Here is an 18060-nt window from a genome sequence, read left to right as displayed (position 1 = left end):
GAGAGTTCAGGACTCCTTGACGGCGATGGTCTCCACCGTGTTCGCCACGTGCTCGAACGCGTCGGCCGCTTCCTCCAGCACATCCACGATCTGCTTGAGCTTGAGCACCTCGATGGCGTCGTACTTGCCGTTGAAGAGCTGAGCGAGCAGCTTGCGGTGGATCTGGTCGGCCTGGTTCTCGAGGCGGTTGACCTCGATCCAGTACTCGGTGAGGTTGTCCATGGTCCGCAGGTTCGGCATGGCCTCGGCCGTCAGCTCCGCAGCCCGTGCCAGCACCTCGATCTGCTGCTCGACGCCCTTGGGCAACTCCTCGACGTTGTAGAGGACGACCAGGTCGACGGCCTCCTCCATGAAGTCCATGATGTCGTCGAGGGAGGACGCGAGGGAGTAGATGTCCTCACGGTCGAACGGCGTGATGAACGAGGAGTTGAGCTGGTGGAAGATCGCGTGCGTGGCGTCGTCACCTGCGTGTTCCGCCGCCCGCATCCGCTCTGCGATCTCGGCCCGGCCGGCGGTGTCCGCCCCGAGCAGTTCCATCAGGAGCTTGGAGCCCGTGACGATGTTGTCCGCGGATGCGGCGAACATGTCATAGAAGCTCGTCTCCCTGGGGGTCAGACGAAATCGCACAAGGGGTCCTCGGGGTGCATTGGTTTCGGTCAGGCTGATGCTAGGCGCATCATCCAGCCACGGCTAACGGGCCGTCCACCAGTGTCACCCATCAGACAGAAGTGATGAGCACGGGGGCAGCCCGGTGGTCCAGTCCAGCCCCTGCATACGGCAACGGCCACCAGCCGTATACCCGCCAAAGTTCGGTACGATATACCCGGTAGGGGTATATGTCTGGAGGACGCGATGACGACCACCGGTGCCGGCGCGGAAGCGCCCTCCGCAGCCGTCGAGGGCACGGGTCCGGACGTGGTGACGGACCACGACCGCGGTGTGCACGGCTACCACAAGCAGAAGGACGAGCACCTCAAGCGGCTGCGCCGTATCGAGGGCCAGATCCGCGGCCTGCAGCGGATGGTCGACGAGGACGTGTACTGCATCGACATACTCACCCAGGTCTCCGCCTCCACCAAGGCCCTGCAGTCCTTCGCCCTGCGGCTCCTGGAGGAACATCTGCGCCACTGTGTCGCCGACGCGGCCCTCCAGGGCGGCACCGAGGTCGACGCGAAGGTGGAGGAGGCGACGAAGGCGATCGGCCGGCTGCTGCGCACGTGAAACCGGCTGCCCGCCGGGGGCGCGGGAGGGGGCCCGGGCTCAACCGCCGCAGGCGTCTCGCTCCTCGGCCACTCTCAGCACCTCGTCGATGCTCTCCAGGCTGAGCCGGTCCTCGTCGGCGGCCGAAGCCGCGATGATCAGCTCTCCGCACAGCTCGATCTCGGCGAGGGCCACGTGGTCCTGCACCGCCGTACCGCCGACCGGAGCCACGCGCATCACCTCTTCTCTGCCGTCACCGAATTCCTAGAGTAGGGAGCGGCCTACATACCGCGCATGGCACGGAAGGGCTAGTTCTCGCCGCCGGCTACTCCGCGATCTTGCCGGCGTAGATGTCCCCGCCCTCCGGCAGCCGTACGTCCACGGGGGCCCCGAAGTCGTACAGCAGCGTCGTCGAGGCGACCGCGACCGGGCCCTTCTGCTGCCCGTTGACGAAGCTGAACCGGTGCCGGATCTTGCGGATGCGCCCCTGTTCGTCGAGGAAGACGTCGAACGGGACCCGGACGGTGGCGAACCCTTTCGCCGCTGCCGCCAAGGACTTCTCCACGCCCTTCGACGCGGCCCTCGCCGCCACCGCGAGATCGGCGGTTCCGCGGTAGTGCCGCACCTCGGTCCCGCCGACCTCGGTCCTGCCCACGTATGCCGCCGTCCGCGCCCCGCGCAGCACTTCGGCGGCGGCGAAGGGGTCCGTGGCCCCGCCGGTCACCAGGTTCCCGTCGGACAGCGTGCCCGTGTCCACTCGCACCCATTTGTCGGCGGGCACCCCGGCGCCCCGGTTCTTCATGAACAGGGCGCCCGGGGCGAGGAGTTCGGTGATGTGCCGATGCTCGCTCGTGCCCGCCGGGTCCTGCGGCAGCAGTACCTTCAGCCGCCCGAGCTGCCGCCGGTAGTCATAGACTCCCTCGCCCCGGATGGTCACCCGCGTCCCGCCGGTGGCCATCTCCATCGACGTACGCGCCTTCGAGGTCCCGGCGTCCACCAGGGCGTCGGCGGCCCGGTGCAGCACCTGGACCGGATCGGCGGCGCGGGAGTCCTCGGCGGCGGCCCCGCTGCCGGTGCATCCGCTCGCCCCGGCGCCGACACAGACCACGAGCGCCACGACGACCGTGCCACCCAGCCGCCGCCGCTGCCGCTGCTGCTGCCGCTCCGCCATCGCCTGCCTACCCCCAGCCGGTACGTCCGTCACGGGCCCCCCGTCGTTCCGGTTAACGACGAGTAGGGAGGCCCGTCACGCGCATACCGGGCCTTTACCTGGCCTCTGTAACGTTGTCGCCGTGGCGCAGCAGCACGGGACCGGGCCGGGCGGGGATCCTCCGGAACACCTCACGACGACGGTCGAAAGGGGCCGCTTCTGCGTGGCCCACTGCACCTGCGGCTGGCGCGGCCCGGCACGCAGGGCGAGGAGCCTGGCCCGGGCGGACGCGGAGGGACACGGGTGAGCTGACACCGCCGTTGCCGCACCCCGCAGGCGCCGGGCCGGCGCGATCCACCCCTGGCGTCAGCGCCGGGCAGCACTCAGACTTCGGCCCACCGGCAGCGGCTCTTGGAACCCCCCGGCACGGGGACCCGTCTCGTTCCACGGAAGCCGGCAAGTGGCCGACGGAAGGCACGGAACATGCAACGGCGTACGTTCATCGGGGGCGGCGCGGCCGCGATCACGGCGGTGGCGACGGCCGCGTGCAAGGGCGGTGGCTCCGCCGGCACGGCCGCCACTGAGAAGACCGCCGGCCTGTCGTCCCGTTCGTCGCGTTCCACCGGCGTCAGCGCCGCCGCCGACTGGACCGCCCTCGCGCGCGGCCTGGACGGCACCCTGGTCCGCCCCGGCGACGCGAAGTGGGCGGCGGCCCGGCAGCTCTACAACACCCGCTTCGACGCGCTGAAGCCGGCTGCGGTCGCGTACGTCGCGCACCCGGACGACATCCGTACGGCCCTCGCGTACGCCCGTGCCCACAGCATCCGCGTGGCGATCCGCAACGGCGGCCACTCCTACGGCGGCTGGTCCTCGGGCAACGGCCGCCTGATCGTCGACGTCTCGAAGCTCGACCGGGTCCGTTCCGGCGGCGGGTCGGCCGTCGTCGGCGCGGGCGCCAAACTGATCGACGTCTACCGCGTGCTGGCCGCGAAGGGCGTGACGATACCGGCGGGCTCGTGCCCGTCGGTCGGCGTCTCCGGCCTGGTGCTGGGCGGCGGCCACGGCGTGGTCTCGCGCGCGTACGGCCTGACCTGCGACAGCCTCACCCAGGCGACCCTGATCACGGCGGACGGCAAGCAGCTCACCGCGAACGCCACGCAGAACAAGGACCTCTTCTGGGCCCTGCGCGGCGCGGGCAACGGCAACTTCGGCGTCGTGACCGAGCTGCAGTTCAGGACCCACCCCGCCCCGCAGGCGGTGACGGCGTACCTGACCTGGCCTTGGGCGAAGGCGGCCGCGGTGGTGAAGGCGTGGCAGGAGTGGGGGCCGACCCAGCCGGACGAGATCTGGTCGTCCCTGCACCTGGCGAGCGCGGCCGGGGTCACGCCCACGGTGTCCGTCGCCGCCTTCTCCCTCGGCACGTACGGCGAACTCCAGAACGCCGTGGACCGCCTCGCCGCCAAGGTCGGCGCCCCCGCGAGCAACGTGTCTCTCAGGCGCCGCGGCTACGAGGAGGCGATGGAGATCTACGCCGGCTGCTCGTCGTACACGAACGACGCCCAGTGCCACCTGCCCGGCACGACCCCCGGCCGCTCCCCGCAGGGCGCGCTGGGCCGCGAGACGTACGCGGCGAGGTCGGACTTCTTCGACCGCTCGCTGTCCGCGGCGGGCATCCGGACGCTGCTGGCGCAGATCAGGTCGGTGCGGGGCGGCTCGGGCAGCATCGCCCTCACGGCCCTGGGCGGCGCGGTCAACCGCGTCTCCCCCACGGCCACGGCCTTCGTCCACCGCCGCTCCCGCATGCTGGCCCAGTACATCGCGTCCTGGCGCGCGGGCACCCCGGGCTCGGCGGCCCAGTCCTGGCTGACGTCGGCCCACGACGCGATGAAGCCGTACGCCTCCGGCGCGGCCTACCAGAACTACTCTGACCCGACCCTGAAGGACTGGCGGAAGGCGTACTACGGGGATGCGGCGGCGCGGCTGACCGCCCTGAAGAAGCAGTACGACCCGAATCGGTTCTTCACGTATCGGCAGGCGCTCTGAGGTCGTTGAACGAGGGGGCTGGGGTGCCAGGGGGCACTAGGCCGCCAGGTCCCGCTCCTCGGCCCCCTGGGTCTCCGTGCGTGCCCCCGGAATCGCCGCGTCCTGCCCGTCGTACGACCGCCCCCGGGCACGGATGAACCAGCCGCCCCGCGACGACCGCTCGACCGCCTTCATCACCGGCGTCAGCAAGGCCATCGCCAGCGGAGACAGCAGCAGCGCGACAGCCGTGCCGAGCGCGAACCCGCCCACCACGTCGGTCGGGTAGTGCACCCCCATGTAGACCCGGCAGAACCCCTCCAGCAACGCCAGACCGATCCCGACGAGCCCGAACTTCCGGTTGGCGACGAACAGTCCGACCGCCATCGCCATGGTGATCGTCGCGTGGTCGCTCACGAAGGAGTAGTCGGTCTTCCCGGACACCAGGACGTCGAGCCCCTGATGGTCGAGGAAGGGCCGGGGCCGCTCCACGAACCCGCGTATCGGTACGTTCACCAGCACCGCGATCGCGGCCGCCAGCGGCGCCCACACCAGCGCGGCGACGGAGGACGCGGCGTCCTGGCCGCCCCGCCGCCGCACGGACCACCAGCACCACACCACGAGCAGCACCGTGGCCAGCAGCAGCCCGTACTCCCCGACGTACTCCATGACCCGGTCGAACCAGTTCGGTGCGTCCTTGGCCAGGCCGTTGATGTCGTACAGCAGGTCGACGTCGGGGTTCGACCCGGATGCGGCGAGTCCAGCCATGGTGCTGCGGCCCCTTCGTCGTCTGTCCCCGGCGCGCTCCTGCGCGCGCCGCGCTGTCCACCCCCGTGGTGTGTAGATCCGCTTCCGCTCACTACGTCATCAGGAACGCACGACCCCTGCTGATACGTTCCACACTCCACCGAATGATCACGCAGACGTTATCGAAGAGAGATACATCGCCGCAGATCAGGGGTGGGCTGTGATCGGTTCGGGTCGGTTCAGACCGTCGTGGGCAGCGCTTTCGCGCCATCTTCGGTCACCCGGGTGGCCCCGAAGTAGTCCGGAGTGTCGATCGGGTCGAACCGGATCACAGCACCCGTTCGCGGCGCGTCGATCATGTATCCGCCCCCCACGTAGATCCCCACATGCCGGATGGCGCGTGAATTGGTCAGGTCGTCCGAGAAGAACACCAGATCGCCGGGCAGCAGCTCGTCCCGCGCGGGATGCGCTCCCGCGTTGTACTGGTCGTTCGCGACCCGGGGAAGCGTGACGCCGACACTCTCGTAGGCGGCCTGGGTCAGCCCCGAACAGTCGAAGCGTCCGCCCTGCTCAGAGGTACCGGTGCCGCCCCAGAGGTAGGGCGTGCCGAGCTTCTTCTGCGCGTAGTAGATGGCCCCGGCTGCCTGCTTGGACGGATCGACCCGGGTGACGGGAGCCGCGAAGCTCTCCTCCAGGGTCCTGATGGTCCTGACGTAGTTCTGGGTCTCGCTGATCGCCGGAATCCCGCCCGCCTTTATGACGCGGTACGCGCCCGCGTTGTAGGCGGCGAGCATGTTGTTCGTGGTGTCACCGGGAACATCCTTGACGTACTCGGCGAGTTCGCAGTCGTACGACGCGGCCGATGGAATCGCGTCATTCGGATCCCAGATGTCGCGGTCGCCGTCGCCGTCCCCGTCGATGCCGTGCGTGGCCCAGGTGCCGGGGATGAACTGAGCGATGCCGCGTGCGTCGGCGGGGCTGACGATGTCCGGATCCCAGCCGCTCTCCTGGTACAGCTGGGCGGCGAGCAGTGCCGGGTTGATGGCGGGGCAGAGGTTGCCCCACCTCTGCACGAGGGTCTGGTAAGCGGCGGGCACCGATCCCTTCGCCAGCGCCTTGGTGCCTCCGCCCACGCCGTTGACGAGGTTCCCCGCGACGACGTACACCCCCACGACGAGCAGCATCACGAAGCTGAGCCCGAGCCCGATCGCGACGCCGCCAGCCACCCATACTTTCCGCACGGCTCAACCCTCCCCCATGTCGACGCTGTTCAAAGCCATTTCCGGCGAGGGTGGCGTCATTTCGCCGTGAAACCAGTGCACATGACGCTCGTGTAGTCGTCCGGCGTGCGGATGTGGTGAAACTCCACGGTCCAGTCGCCGGGGTCGTTGGACACCGGGATGGACGGCAGCGGCTTGCCCTTGACCCAGGTGTGGAAGTCGTCGGGGTAAGTGACCGACTTCCAGGCGGCCGGGTCTTCGCCGTACAGATCGAGTGGCTTGCTCGTGTAGCCCACGTTCGCGTTGTCGATGAGCATCCCGTCGACAGGCTTCCCGGTGTCGGGGTCGATGTCGTGCGGTGGCTTCACACTCACGGTCACGTAGTACGGCTCCTTCGAACTGAAGGCGTACTTGTCACGGAATCCGATCTCCACCTTGCCGGCGAACGTCGCCGTGTAGTTCTCCGGATCGTCGGGGTCGGCGAGGGACATCTGGAACCCGCCGCTCGCCCGCTCCTCAGCGGGCAGTTGGCACTGGTCCGTGCCCGAGTTCCACAGCGCGCGGTCTATCTTGTCCGCCGCGTAGGGGGGCGCTCCCGTGGCCGCCTCCGAGGCGCTCGGGCTCGAAGAGGTGGTCGGCGCCTTGCTGCTCCCGTCGGCGGAATCGTCGCCTCCCTTGTCCTTCCCCTGCTGCATCAGTACGAAGGCCGTGGCCGCCCCGATCCCCACCACGAGCCCCAACGCCACCGCGGCCGTCCAGGGCGCGGTACGGCGCCGGACCGCCGAGGCGGGCCGGACAACCTGCGTGGGTGTGTAGCCGTGCCCGTGGCCGTAGGCGTACGGGGAGGCGGTCGTCGGCAGATCGTGCAGGCCCGCGGGCTGTGACGGCGGACCCGACGAGGGCGCGGGCTCCGGCCGGGCAGGTGGCGTCCGGGGCACCGGCTCGGCCGAGACCGCGAGGCCCCGATAGAACATGTCTTCGACGAGCGCCGCGCGCACCCCGCACCGCGCGATCACCTCGGCGAGTCCGGGCCGCGCCGCCGGGTCCTTGGCCGCGCATGCTTCGACCAGAGCGGCCAACTCTGTTTCCACACCCGCGAGATCGATGGGTTCGTGCACGGCCCGGTAGCTGACGCCGGCAGGCTCGCCAACCCCGAAGGGAGGCCGCCCAGTTGCCGCGTAGGCGAGTGTCGCCCCGAGCGCGAACACGTCCGCGGCAGGCCCCGCCTCGTTGCGCAGCAGCACCTCAGGCGCGGTGTAGCCGGGCGTGCCCGGCGCGAATCCCGCCTCGGTGAGCGCCGTCTGCCCGGCGCCGCGCGCGATCCCGAAGTCGATGAGCTGCGGCCCCTGGGCCGCGAGGATCACGTTCTGCGGCTTGAGGTCCCGGTGGGTGACGCCGTGGGCGTGCACCGCCGCGAGCCCTTCGGCGAGCGCGGCGAAAAGCCCCCGGCACGTCTCGGCGGGGAACGGCCCCCGCTCCCCCACCGCCTTGCTCAACGTCGGCCCTGCCACATACTCGGTGGCCAGCCAGTACGGCGCCGCGTCCAACGACGCGTCGATCAGGTTCGCCGTGTACGCACTCCGCACCGCCCGAACCGTCTCCACCTCACGACGGAACCGCGCCAGCGCCTCGGGATGGTCGGTGATCTCGTCCCGGATCACTTTGATCGCGACGAGCCGCCCGCCGGGCGACCGCCCGAGGTAGACCTGTCCCATCCCGCCCGCACCGAGCCGGGCGAGCAGCGTGTGCGCGCCTATTCGCGCGGGGTCCTGAGCCTTCAGTGCGTCCACTGAAGTGACCTTGCCATACGGGTCGGTTCAGCGGAGGCACCCCCCGCGGGTCACGGCACACCCGCCGCGTCCCGGGACAACTCCGCCGCCTCCGCCTGCACGAGGCCTTTGCTCGGCAGGGATGTCGGGACGGCCCCGGGTCGCCTGGTGGCAGTGGGGCCTCCCGCCGGCAACGCGGTCGGCCTCACACCGGTGTCGAATGCGCCGCGGCCAGCGGGAAGCTCGTGCCTGTCAGTTCCTCCGACGCCGTCCACAGGCGGCGGGCCGCTGCCGGGTCGCTGGCTGCGGTCGTGCGGCCCACCAGGGTCGGGGCGCCGCGCATCTCACCCAGGCCGTCGGGGCCGACGTAGCTCGCGCCGGGGAGGTCCTGGGTCGCGGCGTAGAGGGTCGGCAGGGCGCCGGCCTTGTCGTCCTGGGCCACGAGCCGGTTGCCGAGCCACATGCCGATGCGGGTGACGGGGTTCGCCGCGTGGCTCTGGAGGTTGGTGGCCGCGTAGCCGGGGTGGGCGGCCAGGGCGCGGACGGGGGAGCCGGATTCCGTGAGGCGGCGCTGGAGTTCGAGGGTGAACAGCAGGTTCGCCAGCTTGGACTGGGCGTAGGCGCGCTGCGGGCCGTAGTTCGACGTGAGGTTCAGGTCGTCGAAGTGGATCACTCCGTCGCTCCAGCGGTGCGCGCCGGAGGAGACGGTGACGACCCGGTCGGTGACGTAGGGCAGGAGCAGGTTGGTCAGGGCGAAGTGGCCCAGGTGGTTGGTGCCGAACTGCATCTCGAAGCCGTCCTTGGTCCGCTGCTCCGGGATCATCATCACGCCCGCGTTGTTGATCAACAGGTCCAGCGGGCCGTCCCAGGAGCCGGCGAACTCCCGTACGGAGGAGAGATCGGCGAGATCGAGGCGCCGGACCTCCGTGCTGCCGGTCACGGTCGCCGCTGCCGCCCGGCCGCGCTCCGGGTCCCGTACGGCGAACACGACGTGCGCGCCCGCGCCGGCCAGCGCGCCCGCGGCGACGAGGCCGATGCCGCTGTTGGCGCCGGTGACGACGGCCGTACGGCCCGAGAGGTCCGGGAGCCGGCTCGCGTTCCACTTGTTCAGGTCATCCTTGTCAGCCATGCGCTCAATGTAGGCGGCGCCTACAATGCTGTCAATGACAACAATGATGGCAGTGGCAACAATGATGGCGGCGTAAACATCGGGATACTATGGTGCGCATGCCCGAGAGCCGCCCCTACCACCACGGAGACCTGCGCGCCGCCCTGCTGGCCAGTGCCGAGCGCACCCTGCGTGAGAGGGGGACCGCCGCACTCTCCCTGCGCGAACTGGCCCGCGAGACCGGCGTCAGCCACGCCGCCCCCGGCCGGCACTTCAAGGACAAGCAGGCCCTGCTCAACGCCCTGGCTCTCACCGGTTACGAGCGGCTGGCCCAGACCCTCGACGCGGCCGACGACCCGGCCCTCCCCCTGGAACCGCGCCTCACCGCACTCGGCCGGGCCTACCTCCGCTTCGCCATCGACAACGCCGCGCTGCTGGAGCTCATGTACGCCCGCAAGCACGAGCCCGACGCCTCCGACCAGATGGCCACCGCCATCGACCGGACCGTGGGCTCCCTGGAACGCCTGGTCTCGGACGCCCAGCAGCGCGGCGAGATCGTGGCGGGCGACCCCGCGCAGATCACCCTCGTGGCAGCCGCGGCCCTGCACGGGACCGCAACCTTCACGGCCAACGCCATACTCACCCCCGAGGCGGCCCTGGACGGCGTCGACGTCCTGATCCACCACCTGATGCACGGCCTCAAGCCGCGCTGACCGTCTGCACCGGCGGCCCGTGACCGCAACGACGGCACCTGCACCACCGGTTGGTTCTGCACCGCGCAGTCCGGCTACCACGGACCGACCGGCCGGGGCACCCGGCCGCAGCCCGTTCGACATGCCGGGGATAACCTTCACCCGGAGAACATCGGGACGATCCGCCCCCGACCGACCGTCAGAAACGGCCGGGCCGCGGGGGGTCAGGATCGTAAAAGGGGACAACGACGGAACCACACGACAGGTTTCGCTCAGGCCTCATTGCCCGGTGTGACCTGCCGTGATACACAGAGTAACCATGCGACTCACCAGGCACCGCCCCGCGCCTCCCGGCACGAGCCAGGCGCGCGACGGTGGCAGGGTGTTCGTACGAAACCCGCCAATCAATGACGCCAAGTCGACATACGACAGCGTCATCGTCGGCGACAATGATGCCTGACCTCTGCGCACCTGCAGGGGATGCGGAACTACCCACCAGGGGCGGTGACTTACATGCTCTTTGCGGCCGACAAGGGAGACATCAACACCATCATCGGCGGGATCGCTCCGGACTGGGGCCCCTTCGGCAGCCTGGGCAACGAGGCGAAGGTGATGATCGAGGTCGTGATGGCGGTGGCCATCCTGATCTGCCTCGGCATCGCCATCTGGGGCGCCGCCAAACAGCGCATCGGCGCGACCGCGCTGCGCGACACATTCAGCGCGGAGCAGGGCAAGGGCCTCATCGTCGCGGGCCTGACGGGCGTGTTCATCATCGGCTCACTCGGCACGCTCTTCACCATCGTGTACGGCATGGCCGTGTAGCCGGGGCGTCCGGTCGACGCACCGTCAGTCCGGCCGGGCGCGCCCGGTTTCCCCTCTACCCCACCCACCCGTCGTGCCCACCGGCTGAGGTTGCGTTTCCCTGATGTCGAGTCACCACACCGCGCCCGCGCGGGAACCAGCACGGCTACCGTCGTACTCCTACATGTTTCCGCACGACGTCGAGGGGGCGTACGCGGCATGAGTCTCGGGGACGAAAACGAGGCCTCGGCCTCCGGCGGTTACGGCGGCACCGGCCAGACCCGGACCCACCTGCCCGACCGGGGCGGCGACACCCGCCGCACAGGCGGCAGATCCTCCTCACGGAGCCTGGTCACGGTGGTCGGCGTGGTCGTCCTCCTGATCGCCGCGATCGCCTTCGCGAACCGCGGAGGAGACGATTCCTCATCGGAGGACGGGGCGGGGAACAAGCCGGAGGCGGCACCCACGGCGGCGACGGGGGAGAAGCCGGTGCGGTCGGGCTTCGCCCGTGATGAGCAGGGGGCGCAGAGTGCGGCGGCGAATTATGCGGTAGCGCTCGGTTCAGCCGAAATGTTCAACAAGGCCAAGCGCGACGCCATCCTGCAGGCTCTCATCACGCCCTCACGGGTCTCCGACTTCGAGGCCAAGCTGGACCAGGCGTACAGCCCCGGCTTCAACAAGAACGTCGGCTTGAACGAGGACGGCTCAACACCGGCGGGCTACACCTTCGTATCCCGTACGAGTCCGATCGGCACCAAGGTCACCGAGGCATCGGACAGCAGCGCGACCGTTGAGGTCTGGTGCAGCGGCCTCCTCGGCCTCGCTGGCGAGAACTCGACGAACCCCGTCACGAACAGCTGGTTCACGATCACGATGAAGCTCGAGTGGACCAACAGCGACTGGAAGATCGTGACGCACTCTCAGAAGGAAGGCCCGGCGCCCGTGCCCGGCGACGACAGGGCCTCCAGCGCCGACGATATGGCGAAGGCCGTCGAGGAGTACGGAGGGTTCACGTATGCCCGGTAGCCGTCACCATGCGCTCAAGCTCACTGGCCTGCTTGCCGCCGTACAAGCAACCGCCGTGCTGCTGGCCACCCGTGCCCTCGCAGCTCCCACACCTACACCCTCACCGAGCAACGATCCCTGCGACTTGATCCACGGCCCCGCCAAGGACTACTGCGAAGGCGACAGCACAGGTGGCGGCGGCGGATCCGGTTCCTCCAACCTCACCGACACCCTCGACCCCCTCTCCTCCCTGGCAAGGGGCTGTGCCGACGCCGCCTCCTGGACCGTCGACAAGCTCAGTGACGCCGTGAAGGAGACCGCGAACGTCGACTTCACGAACTCCAAGTTCCTGCAGCAGTACGCGGTCGTCTTCGCCGCGTCGACGATCCTCACGCTCCTCCTCTGGCTCCTGGCGGTTGCCAAGCGAGCCGTGCGGGGCGTTCCCCTCACCACCGCCATCAGCGAAGCGATCGGCTTCCTCTGGCTCACGGTGCTCGCCTCCGCCTTCACCCCCCTGATCCTCTACACGGTCGTCTCCGCGACGGACGGCGTCTCGGAGGTCCTCGCGAAGACGACCGGGGACCAGACGGACACCTTCTTCGGCACCTTCTCCGGCGCCCTGAACAAGGGCGAGGACATCGGCGGCGGCCCGATCATGCTGATCGTGGTGTCCCTCGTGTCCATCCTCGCCGCCGGAGTGCTGTGGCTGGAGCTGGTGATCCGCGCCGCCCTGCTCTACGTCGGCGCCCTCCTCGGCACCGTCGTCTACGCCGGCCTGGTCGACAAGAACCTGTGGGGCCACGTCCGCCGCTGGGCGGGCATCATGATCGCGGTCATCCTGGTCAAGCCGGTCATCGTCATCGTGCTGGGCCTGGCCGGTGCCCTGTCCGCCGACGACGGCCCCGACGCCTTCTCCGCCGTCGTCTCCGGCCTCGCCATCATCCTGCTCGCCATCTTCGCCAGCGCGATGATCTACCGCTTCGTCCCGGGCTTCGGCGACGAGATCGCCGGCTCCCGCAACAACCGCATCATGCAGGGCGCCGAGGGCAAGGCCGCCGCGGTCATCAGCTCCCCGGCGACCCTGGTCGCCCAGGGCATCAAGACGCACAGCACCCGCGCCGACAACAACGGCGGCTCAGGAGGCACCCCGTCCTCCGGTCCCCGCCCCGCCAACCCGGCGACCGGCGGCGTCGCCGCGCACAGCTCGCGAGCCTCGAACGGAGGCGGCGGATCTGTCCCCTCCGCCGCACCGGCGCCCCGCAGCCCGGTGAACTCACCGCATGCCGGCAACACCCGCAACAGCAGTACCAATCGCACGGGAGGTGAAGGGCGTTGACGACCGAGTCCCACGTGTCCCATCCGGTCACGCCCCGCCGTACATATCTGATCGGGCGCGCCCGGCCGAACGCGATCGTCGGCCGCAACCGTGAGACCGGCGAGATCACGCTGATCATCGCGGGCGCGTTCCTCGGCATGATGTGCGGTCTTCTCGTCCCCGTCCTGTCCCTGCGCATCGTGCTCCTCATGGGCTTCCCGCTGGTCGCGCTGGCCGCGGTGTACGTGCCGTACAAGCGCCGCACGTTCTACAAGTGGTTCGAGATCAACCGCAGCTACAAGCGGGCCCTGCGCCAGGGCACGACGTACCGTTCCTCCGCGATGGAGGCCGGCACCCGCATCGACGGCCGGGAGATCGAGGTCGGCCCGCCGCCCGGTATCGGCCGTATCAGCTGGCTGGCCGCTCCGTTCGGCCCGGACGAGATCGCCGTACTCCTGCACGCGGACCGCAGGACCGTCACCGCGGCCATCGAGATCGAGGGCCCGGGCGTCGGTCTGCGCGACTCCGAGGACCAGGAAGCCCTCGTCGACCGCTTCGGCACGCTCCTCAAGCACGTGGCGAACGGCGACGGCTTCGTCACCCGCCTCCAGATGCTCGCCCGCACCCTCCCCGCCGACCCGGACGCCCACGCCAAGGACGTCGCCGTACGCGGGGACGCCAAGGCGCCCGCGTGGCTGACGCAGTCGTACGACCAGCTGCAGTCGATGGTGTCCACCAGCAGCGAGCAGCACCGCGCCTACCTCGTCGCGTGCATGCACTACACGCGCGAACTGGCCGCGGAGGCGCAGGCCATGGCGCGGGCGGCACGGCCGCAGGCGGGCCGCAAGCTCGACCGGGACGCCGGTCTCGCCGTCGTCATGGCGCGCGAGCTCACCGACATCTGCTCCCGCCTCCAGGAAGCCGACATCCGCGTACGGCAGCCCCTCGGGCAGGGCCGCCTCGCCTCGCTCATCCACTCCATGTACGACCCGGACCACCCCATCGACCACATCCAGGCGATGACGAGGCGCAACGCCTGGCCGGCCGAGCTGGACGCCATGGAGCCGACGTACCTCCAGGCGAAGACCCGCGAGTCGTCGACCCGCGCCCCCTGGTGCCACGCCACGGCCTGGGTGAAGGAGTGGCCGATGACCCCGGTGGGCGTCAACTTCCTGGCCCCGCTCCTCGTCCACACCCCGGACGTCATCCGGACGGTCGCCGTCACGATGGACCTCGAACCCACCGAGGTCGCCATCGAGCGCATGCTGACCGAGAAGACCAACGACGAGGCGGAGGCGTCCCGCGCCGCCAAGATGAACCGCACCGTCGACCCCCGTGACATCGCCGCCCACAACCGGCTCGACCAGCGCGGAGAAGACCTCGCGAGCGGCGCGGCGGGCGTGAACCTGGTCGGCTACATCACCGTCTCCGCCCGTTCCCCCGAGGCCCTGGCCCGCGACAAGCGGACCATCCGGGCCTCGGCCGGAAAGTCGTACCTGAAGCTGGAGTGGTGCGACCGCGAGCACCACCGCGCCTTCGTGAACACGCTCCCGTTCGCCACCGGAATCCGAAGGTAGGGGCTGATGCGCTGATGCGGGACCCGCTGTCCGTCCTCACCGACGCCTTCACGTCCTTCCTCTTCGGCAAGGTCGAGACGACCCGCCTCCCGGTCCGCACGTCCACGGGCCAGGCCCAGGCGGTCTACCTCCCGACAGCCGCCCCCGGCCTCGGCGACTCGGGCGTCATCATCGGCCGCGAGGTCTACTCCGGAAAGGGCTACATCTACGACCCCTTCCAGCTTTACGGCCAGCAGCTCCCCGCGCCCCACTGGCTGGTCCTCGGCGAGTCCGGCAACGGCAAGTCGGCCCTGGAGAAGACGTACGTCCTACGACAACTGCGCTTCCGCGACCGCCAGGTCGTCGTCCTGGACGCTCAGGGCGAGGACGGGGTCGGCGAATGGAACCTGATCGCGCAGGAGCTGGGGATAACTCCCATCCGGCTGGACCCGATGGCGGCCCTGGACCACGGGATCCGCCTCAATCCCCTGGACCCGTCGATCACGACGACCGGCCAGCTCGCGCTGCTCCGGACCATCATCGAGGTCGCCATGGGGCACGGCCTCGACGAACGCTCGGGCTTCGCCCTGAAGGTCGCCCACGCCTACGTCAACGAGACGATCGTCGAGCGCCAGCCGGTCCTCACGGACATCGTCGAGCAGCTACGGCACCCCGAGCCGGAGTCCGCCGAGGCGATGAACGTCGACATAGACGACGTCCGGGCGTGGGGCCTGGACGTGGCGCTGGTCCTCGACCGCCTGGTCGACGGTGACCTGCGGGGCATGTTCGACGGCCCGACGACGGTCGGCATCGACCTGGACGCCCCGCTGATCGTCTTCGACCTGTCCCACATCGACCGCAACTCCATCGCCATGCCGATCCTGATGGCGATCGTCGGCGTGTGGCTGGAGCACACCTGGATCCGCCCCGACCGGAAGAAGCGCATCTTCCTGGTCGAGGAGGCCTGGCACATCATCAACAGCCCGTTCGTGGCCCAGCTGTTCCAGCGGCTCCTGAAGTTCGGGCGCCGGCTGGGTCTGTCCTTCGTGGCGGTCGTGCACCACCTGTCCGACGTGGTCGACGGAGCTGCGGCGAAGGAGGCCGCGGCCATCCTGAAGATGGCGTCCACACGGACGATCTACGCCCAGAAGGCGGACGAGGCGAGGGCGACGGGCCGGGTGCTGGGTCTGCCGCGCTGGGCCGTGGAGATCATCCCCACCCTCACCCCCGGCATCGCTGTCTGGGACGTCAACGGCAACGTCCAGGTGGTCAAACACCTGGTCACGGAGACCGAACGGCCGCTGGTGTTCACCGACCGCGCGATGACCGAGTCCTCCAGCGACCACGACCTCACGGACGACGCCCTGCGGGCCGCCGAGCTCGAAGCGGAGGAAAGGGCGGCGGCCTTCATGGAACAGCACCTCAGCGACTTGGACGGCTCGTCCGAGTCGACGGTGGCCTAGGCACAAGGGGGCCGCGTGAGACCGGACGATCACCGTGACCGCCGGCAGGACGGGCAGGGAGGCATCCCCGACGGGCTGCTGATCGGCATCCTCGCCTTCCTCCTCGGCATGACCCTGCTGGTGTGGACGGCGGCCGGCCTGGCCGCCCTCTTCGCCCACGGCGCCTGGCCGGACGGCGTCACCTTCACCCGCACCCCCCTGGCCATGCGCCGGCTGATCGGCCGGCCCCACGACATCCCCGGCGCCTGGCCGGACGCCCCGGCGGACCAGCTCTCGGGATACGGACTCTTCTGGGGCCTGTTCATCGGCCAGCTGATGCTGCTGTTCGTCCTGACCGTGTTCGTGATGGGCACGCTGGCGCGCTGGAGAGCGGTCAGGGCGAGACGCCGGGCGGAAGCGCTGGGCCGGGCTACGGCCGTGGCACCGAGACCGGCACTGGGCGCCCAGGAGGTACCGGTTCCGGTGTCGGTTCCGGTACCGGTACCGGAACCGACACCGGACCGCCATGACGTACCGGCGCCGAGACCGACGCCGGAGCAGACCGAGACCCCGGAGCCGACGCCGACGCTCCCGGCGGAACCACTCCGCGCGACGCCGCCGCCGCAGCCCGCCGCTTCCGCGTTTGACGGTGAACAGGCGAGTGGGTGGGAAAGAGTCTTCGTGGCCACGAGGGAAGGCCGCCGGGCAGCCGCAACCCAGGCCGTGCGCGACGCGGAAGGCCCAGCCCTGGTCGTCACCTCGAACGCGTCTCTCTGGCAGGACACGAAAGACGCCAGAGCCAAACTGGGCCCGGTCCACCTCTACGACCCCGTCCACCTCTGCGACACCCCGGCCCGCCTCCACTGGTCCCCCTCAGCGGGCTGCGAGAACAAGCAGACTGCAGCAACCAGAGCCGCGGCCCTCCTCAGCCCCGTCCGCCCCACCGCCAAGCTCGACCAAGCCACGGCCGACACCGCCGAAACGCTCTTGCGCAGCTACCTGCACGCCGCTGCCGTCGACGGCCGCACCATCCGCCACGTCCACCGCTGGTCCCAGGGCACCCAGGTCCAGGACGCCGTACGCATCCTCCGTACGAACCCCAAGGCCGCCCCCGGCGCCGCCGGGGAACTCGAAGCCGCGCTCACCGCGCACCCCGAACGCCGTGACATGGCGCAGGAGCTGACGAGCCGTGCCCTGTCCGCCCTCTTCACGGTCAACATCCGCGAGGCGTGCACTCCAAACCGAACTGATGCGCTCGCCTTGGATTCCTTCGTCGACGAAGGGGGCACGCTTTATGTGATCGGTGAATCCATCGAGGACCCCAGGGCGAACCCCGGCGCGATGCCCCTGCTGACGGCCCTCACCGCAAGCGTGGTCGAGCGCGGCCGGCGCATGGCCGAACGGTCATCCTCCGGTCGGCTCGACCCACCACTGACACTCGTCCTGGACGACATCGCAGCGGTGGCTCCGCTTCCCCAGCTCCCGGAGCTGCTGGCAAACGGAGCGGACCGGGGTCTGCCCACTCTGGCCCTGCTCCGCTCCCGCGAACAGGGCCGCGCCCGCTGGCCGCACGACGAACTCCCGGTGTAGCCCGTTCACTTCCGTTCGAGGACGAACTCCGACTCGGACTCCCCCGAATCCTCCACCAGAGGCACGGTGTCGGCGAGCCCCTCTACGCCTCGGTGAGCCCGCTCCCCCGCTGCTCGGGATGCTCATCGGGCAAGGTACCCGGGAACGCAGAAAACCCCCGCACCTTTTCGGTGCGGGGGTTTCCCGTAATAATTGTTCGGCGGTGTCCTACTCTCCCACAGGGTCCCCCCTGCAGTACCATCGGCGCTGTAAGGCTTAGCTTCCGGGTTCGGAATGTAACCGGGCGTTTCCCTCACGCTATGACCACCGAAACACTATGAAACTGTGAATACCGCACCGCTACCGTGACCGTGGCAACGGGGTTGTTCGTGGTTTCAGAACCAACACAGTGGACGCGAGCAACTGAGGACAAGCCCTCGGCCTATTAGTACCAGTCACCTCCACAC

The 18060-nt window shown here is 69.7% G+C and carries 16 protein-coding genes and 1 rRNA gene; 9 read left to right on the top strand and 8 right to left on the bottom strand.

The window, feature by feature from the left end; genetic code table 11:
• Positions 1-6: 6 nt before the first annotated feature.
• Entirely contained in the window at positions 7-627 is a 621-nt protein-coding gene (locus ACZ562_RS16325) for a DUF47 domain-containing protein (RefSeq protein WP_471178893.1), read from the bottom strand.
• A 225-nt stretch (positions 628-852) separates the two neighbouring features.
• Here ACZ562_RS16325 and ACZ562_RS16320 point away from each other — a divergent pair, with 225 nt between their 5' ends.
• Entirely contained in the window at positions 853-1221 is a 369-nt protein-coding gene (locus ACZ562_RS16320) for a metal-sensitive transcriptional regulator (protein WP_471178890.1), read from the top strand.
• Positions 1222-1260: 39 nt separating this feature from the next.
• Here the strand turns inward: ACZ562_RS16320 and ACZ562_RS16315 are convergent, their stop codons facing one another.
• Both ACZ562_RS16315 and ACZ562_RS16310 read right to left on the bottom strand, forming a co-directional pair.
• A complete protein-coding gene (locus tag ACZ562_RS16315; RefSeq protein ID WP_471178887.1) occupies positions 1261-1437 on the bottom strand; it encodes a hypothetical protein in 177 nt (58 codons plus the stop codon).
• An 88-nt stretch (positions 1438-1525) separates the two neighbouring features.
• Positions 1526-2371 (bottom strand): SCO4651 family lipoprotein, encoded by an 846-nt coding sequence (locus tag ACZ562_RS16310; protein ID WP_471178885.1) that lies wholly within the window; start codon positions 2369-2371, stop codon positions 1526-1528.
• Between the two features lie 462 nt (positions 2372-2833).
• Here ACZ562_RS16310 and ACZ562_RS16305 point away from each other — a divergent pair, with 462 nt between their 5' ends.
• The gene (locus tag ACZ562_RS16305) at positions 2834-4393 is read left to right on the top strand and encodes an FAD-binding oxidoreductase (protein ID WP_471178883.1); all 1560 of its coding nucleotides are present in this window, start codon (positions 2834-2836) and stop codon (positions 4391-4393) included.
• A gap of 36 nt (positions 4394-4429) precedes the next feature.
• Here the strand turns inward: ACZ562_RS16305 and ACZ562_RS16300 are convergent, their stop codons facing one another.
• The 4 genes from ACZ562_RS16300 to ACZ562_RS16285 all read right to left on the bottom strand — a co-directional run bounded on the left by ACZ562_RS16300 (position 4430) and on the right by ACZ562_RS16285 (position 9234).
• On the bottom strand, positions 4430-5137 hold the full coding sequence (locus tag ACZ562_RS16300) for a phosphatase PAP2 family protein (RefSeq protein WP_471178880.1): 708 nt from the start codon (positions 5135-5137) through the stop codon (positions 4430-4432).
• A gap of 218 nt (positions 5138-5355) precedes the next feature.
• On the bottom strand, positions 5356-6300 hold the full coding sequence (locus ACZ562_RS16295; RefSeq protein WP_471179607.1) for a C40 family peptidase: 945 nt from the start codon (positions 6298-6300) through the stop codon (positions 5356-5358).
• A 113-nt stretch (positions 6301-6413) separates the two neighbouring features.
• On the bottom strand, positions 6414-8126 hold the full coding sequence (locus ACZ562_RS16290) for a serine/threonine-protein kinase (RefSeq protein WP_471178877.1): 1713 nt from the start codon (positions 8124-8126) through the stop codon (positions 6414-6416).
• A 184-nt stretch (positions 8127-8310) separates the two neighbouring features.
• On the bottom strand, positions 8311-9234 hold the full coding sequence (locus ACZ562_RS16285) for an oxidoreductase (RefSeq protein WP_471178874.1): 924 nt from the start codon (positions 9232-9234) through the stop codon (positions 8311-8313).
• Between the two features lie 89 nt (positions 9235-9323).
• On the opposite strand from ACZ562_RS16285, the gene ACZ562_RS16280 reads away from it, so the two are divergent.
• The 7 genes from ACZ562_RS16280 (at position 9324) to ACZ562_RS16250 (ending at position 17614) form a co-directional block, all read left to right on the top strand.
• Positions 9324-9926, top strand: a complete 603-nt coding sequence (locus ACZ562_RS16280) for a TetR/AcrR family transcriptional regulator (protein WP_471178871.1) — start codon at positions 9324-9326, stop codon at positions 9924-9926.
• 492 nt (positions 9927-10418) lie between these two features.
• Positions 10419-10727, top strand: a complete 309-nt coding sequence (locus tag ACZ562_RS16275; RefSeq protein WP_150958034.1) for a hypothetical protein — start codon at positions 10419-10421, stop codon at positions 10725-10727.
• Between the two features lie 198 nt (positions 10728-10925).
• The gene (locus ACZ562_RS16270; RefSeq protein ID WP_471178868.1) at positions 10926-11732 is read left to right on the top strand and encodes a DUF8175 domain-containg protein; all 807 of its coding nucleotides are present in this window, start codon (positions 10926-10928) and stop codon (positions 11730-11732) included.
• Positions 11722-13047, top strand: a complete 1326-nt coding sequence (locus ACZ562_RS16265; protein WP_471178866.1) for a hypothetical protein — start codon at positions 11722-11724, stop codon at positions 13045-13047. Before ACZ562_RS16270 ends, ACZ562_RS16265 begins: the two co-directional genes overlap by 11 nt.
• Complete coding sequence (locus tag ACZ562_RS16260) at positions 13044-14603, top strand: SCO6880 family protein (RefSeq protein ID WP_471178863.1); 1560 nt, start codon at positions 13044-13046, stop codon at positions 14601-14603. The genes ACZ562_RS16265 and ACZ562_RS16260 overlap by 4 nt, the downstream gene beginning before the upstream one ends.
• Before the next feature lie 14 nt (positions 14604-14617).
• Positions 14618-16045 carry an ATP-binding protein gene (locus ACZ562_RS16255; RefSeq protein ID WP_471178860.1) on the top strand — a complete coding sequence of 476 codons (1428 nt, stop codon included), beginning with the start codon at positions 14618-14620 and terminating at the stop codon, positions 16043-16045.
• 15 nt (positions 16046-16060) lie between these two features.
• The gene (locus tag ACZ562_RS16250; protein ID WP_471178858.1) at positions 16061-17614 is read left to right on the top strand and encodes a type IV secretory system conjugative DNA transfer family protein; all 1554 of its coding nucleotides are present in this window, start codon (positions 16061-16063) and stop codon (positions 17612-17614) included.
• Positions 17615-17808: 194 nt separating this feature from the next.
• Here ACZ562_RS16250 and rrf read toward each other — a convergent pair.
• A 5S ribosomal RNA gene (gene rrf / locus ACZ562_RS16245) occupies positions 17809-17925 on the bottom strand.
• Positions 17926-18060 lie beyond the last annotated feature (135 nt).

It is taken from the genome of Streptomyces sp. NPDC040410 (assembly GCF_055595715.1).
This window is presented reverse-complemented; position numbering and strand designations above follow the sequence as displayed.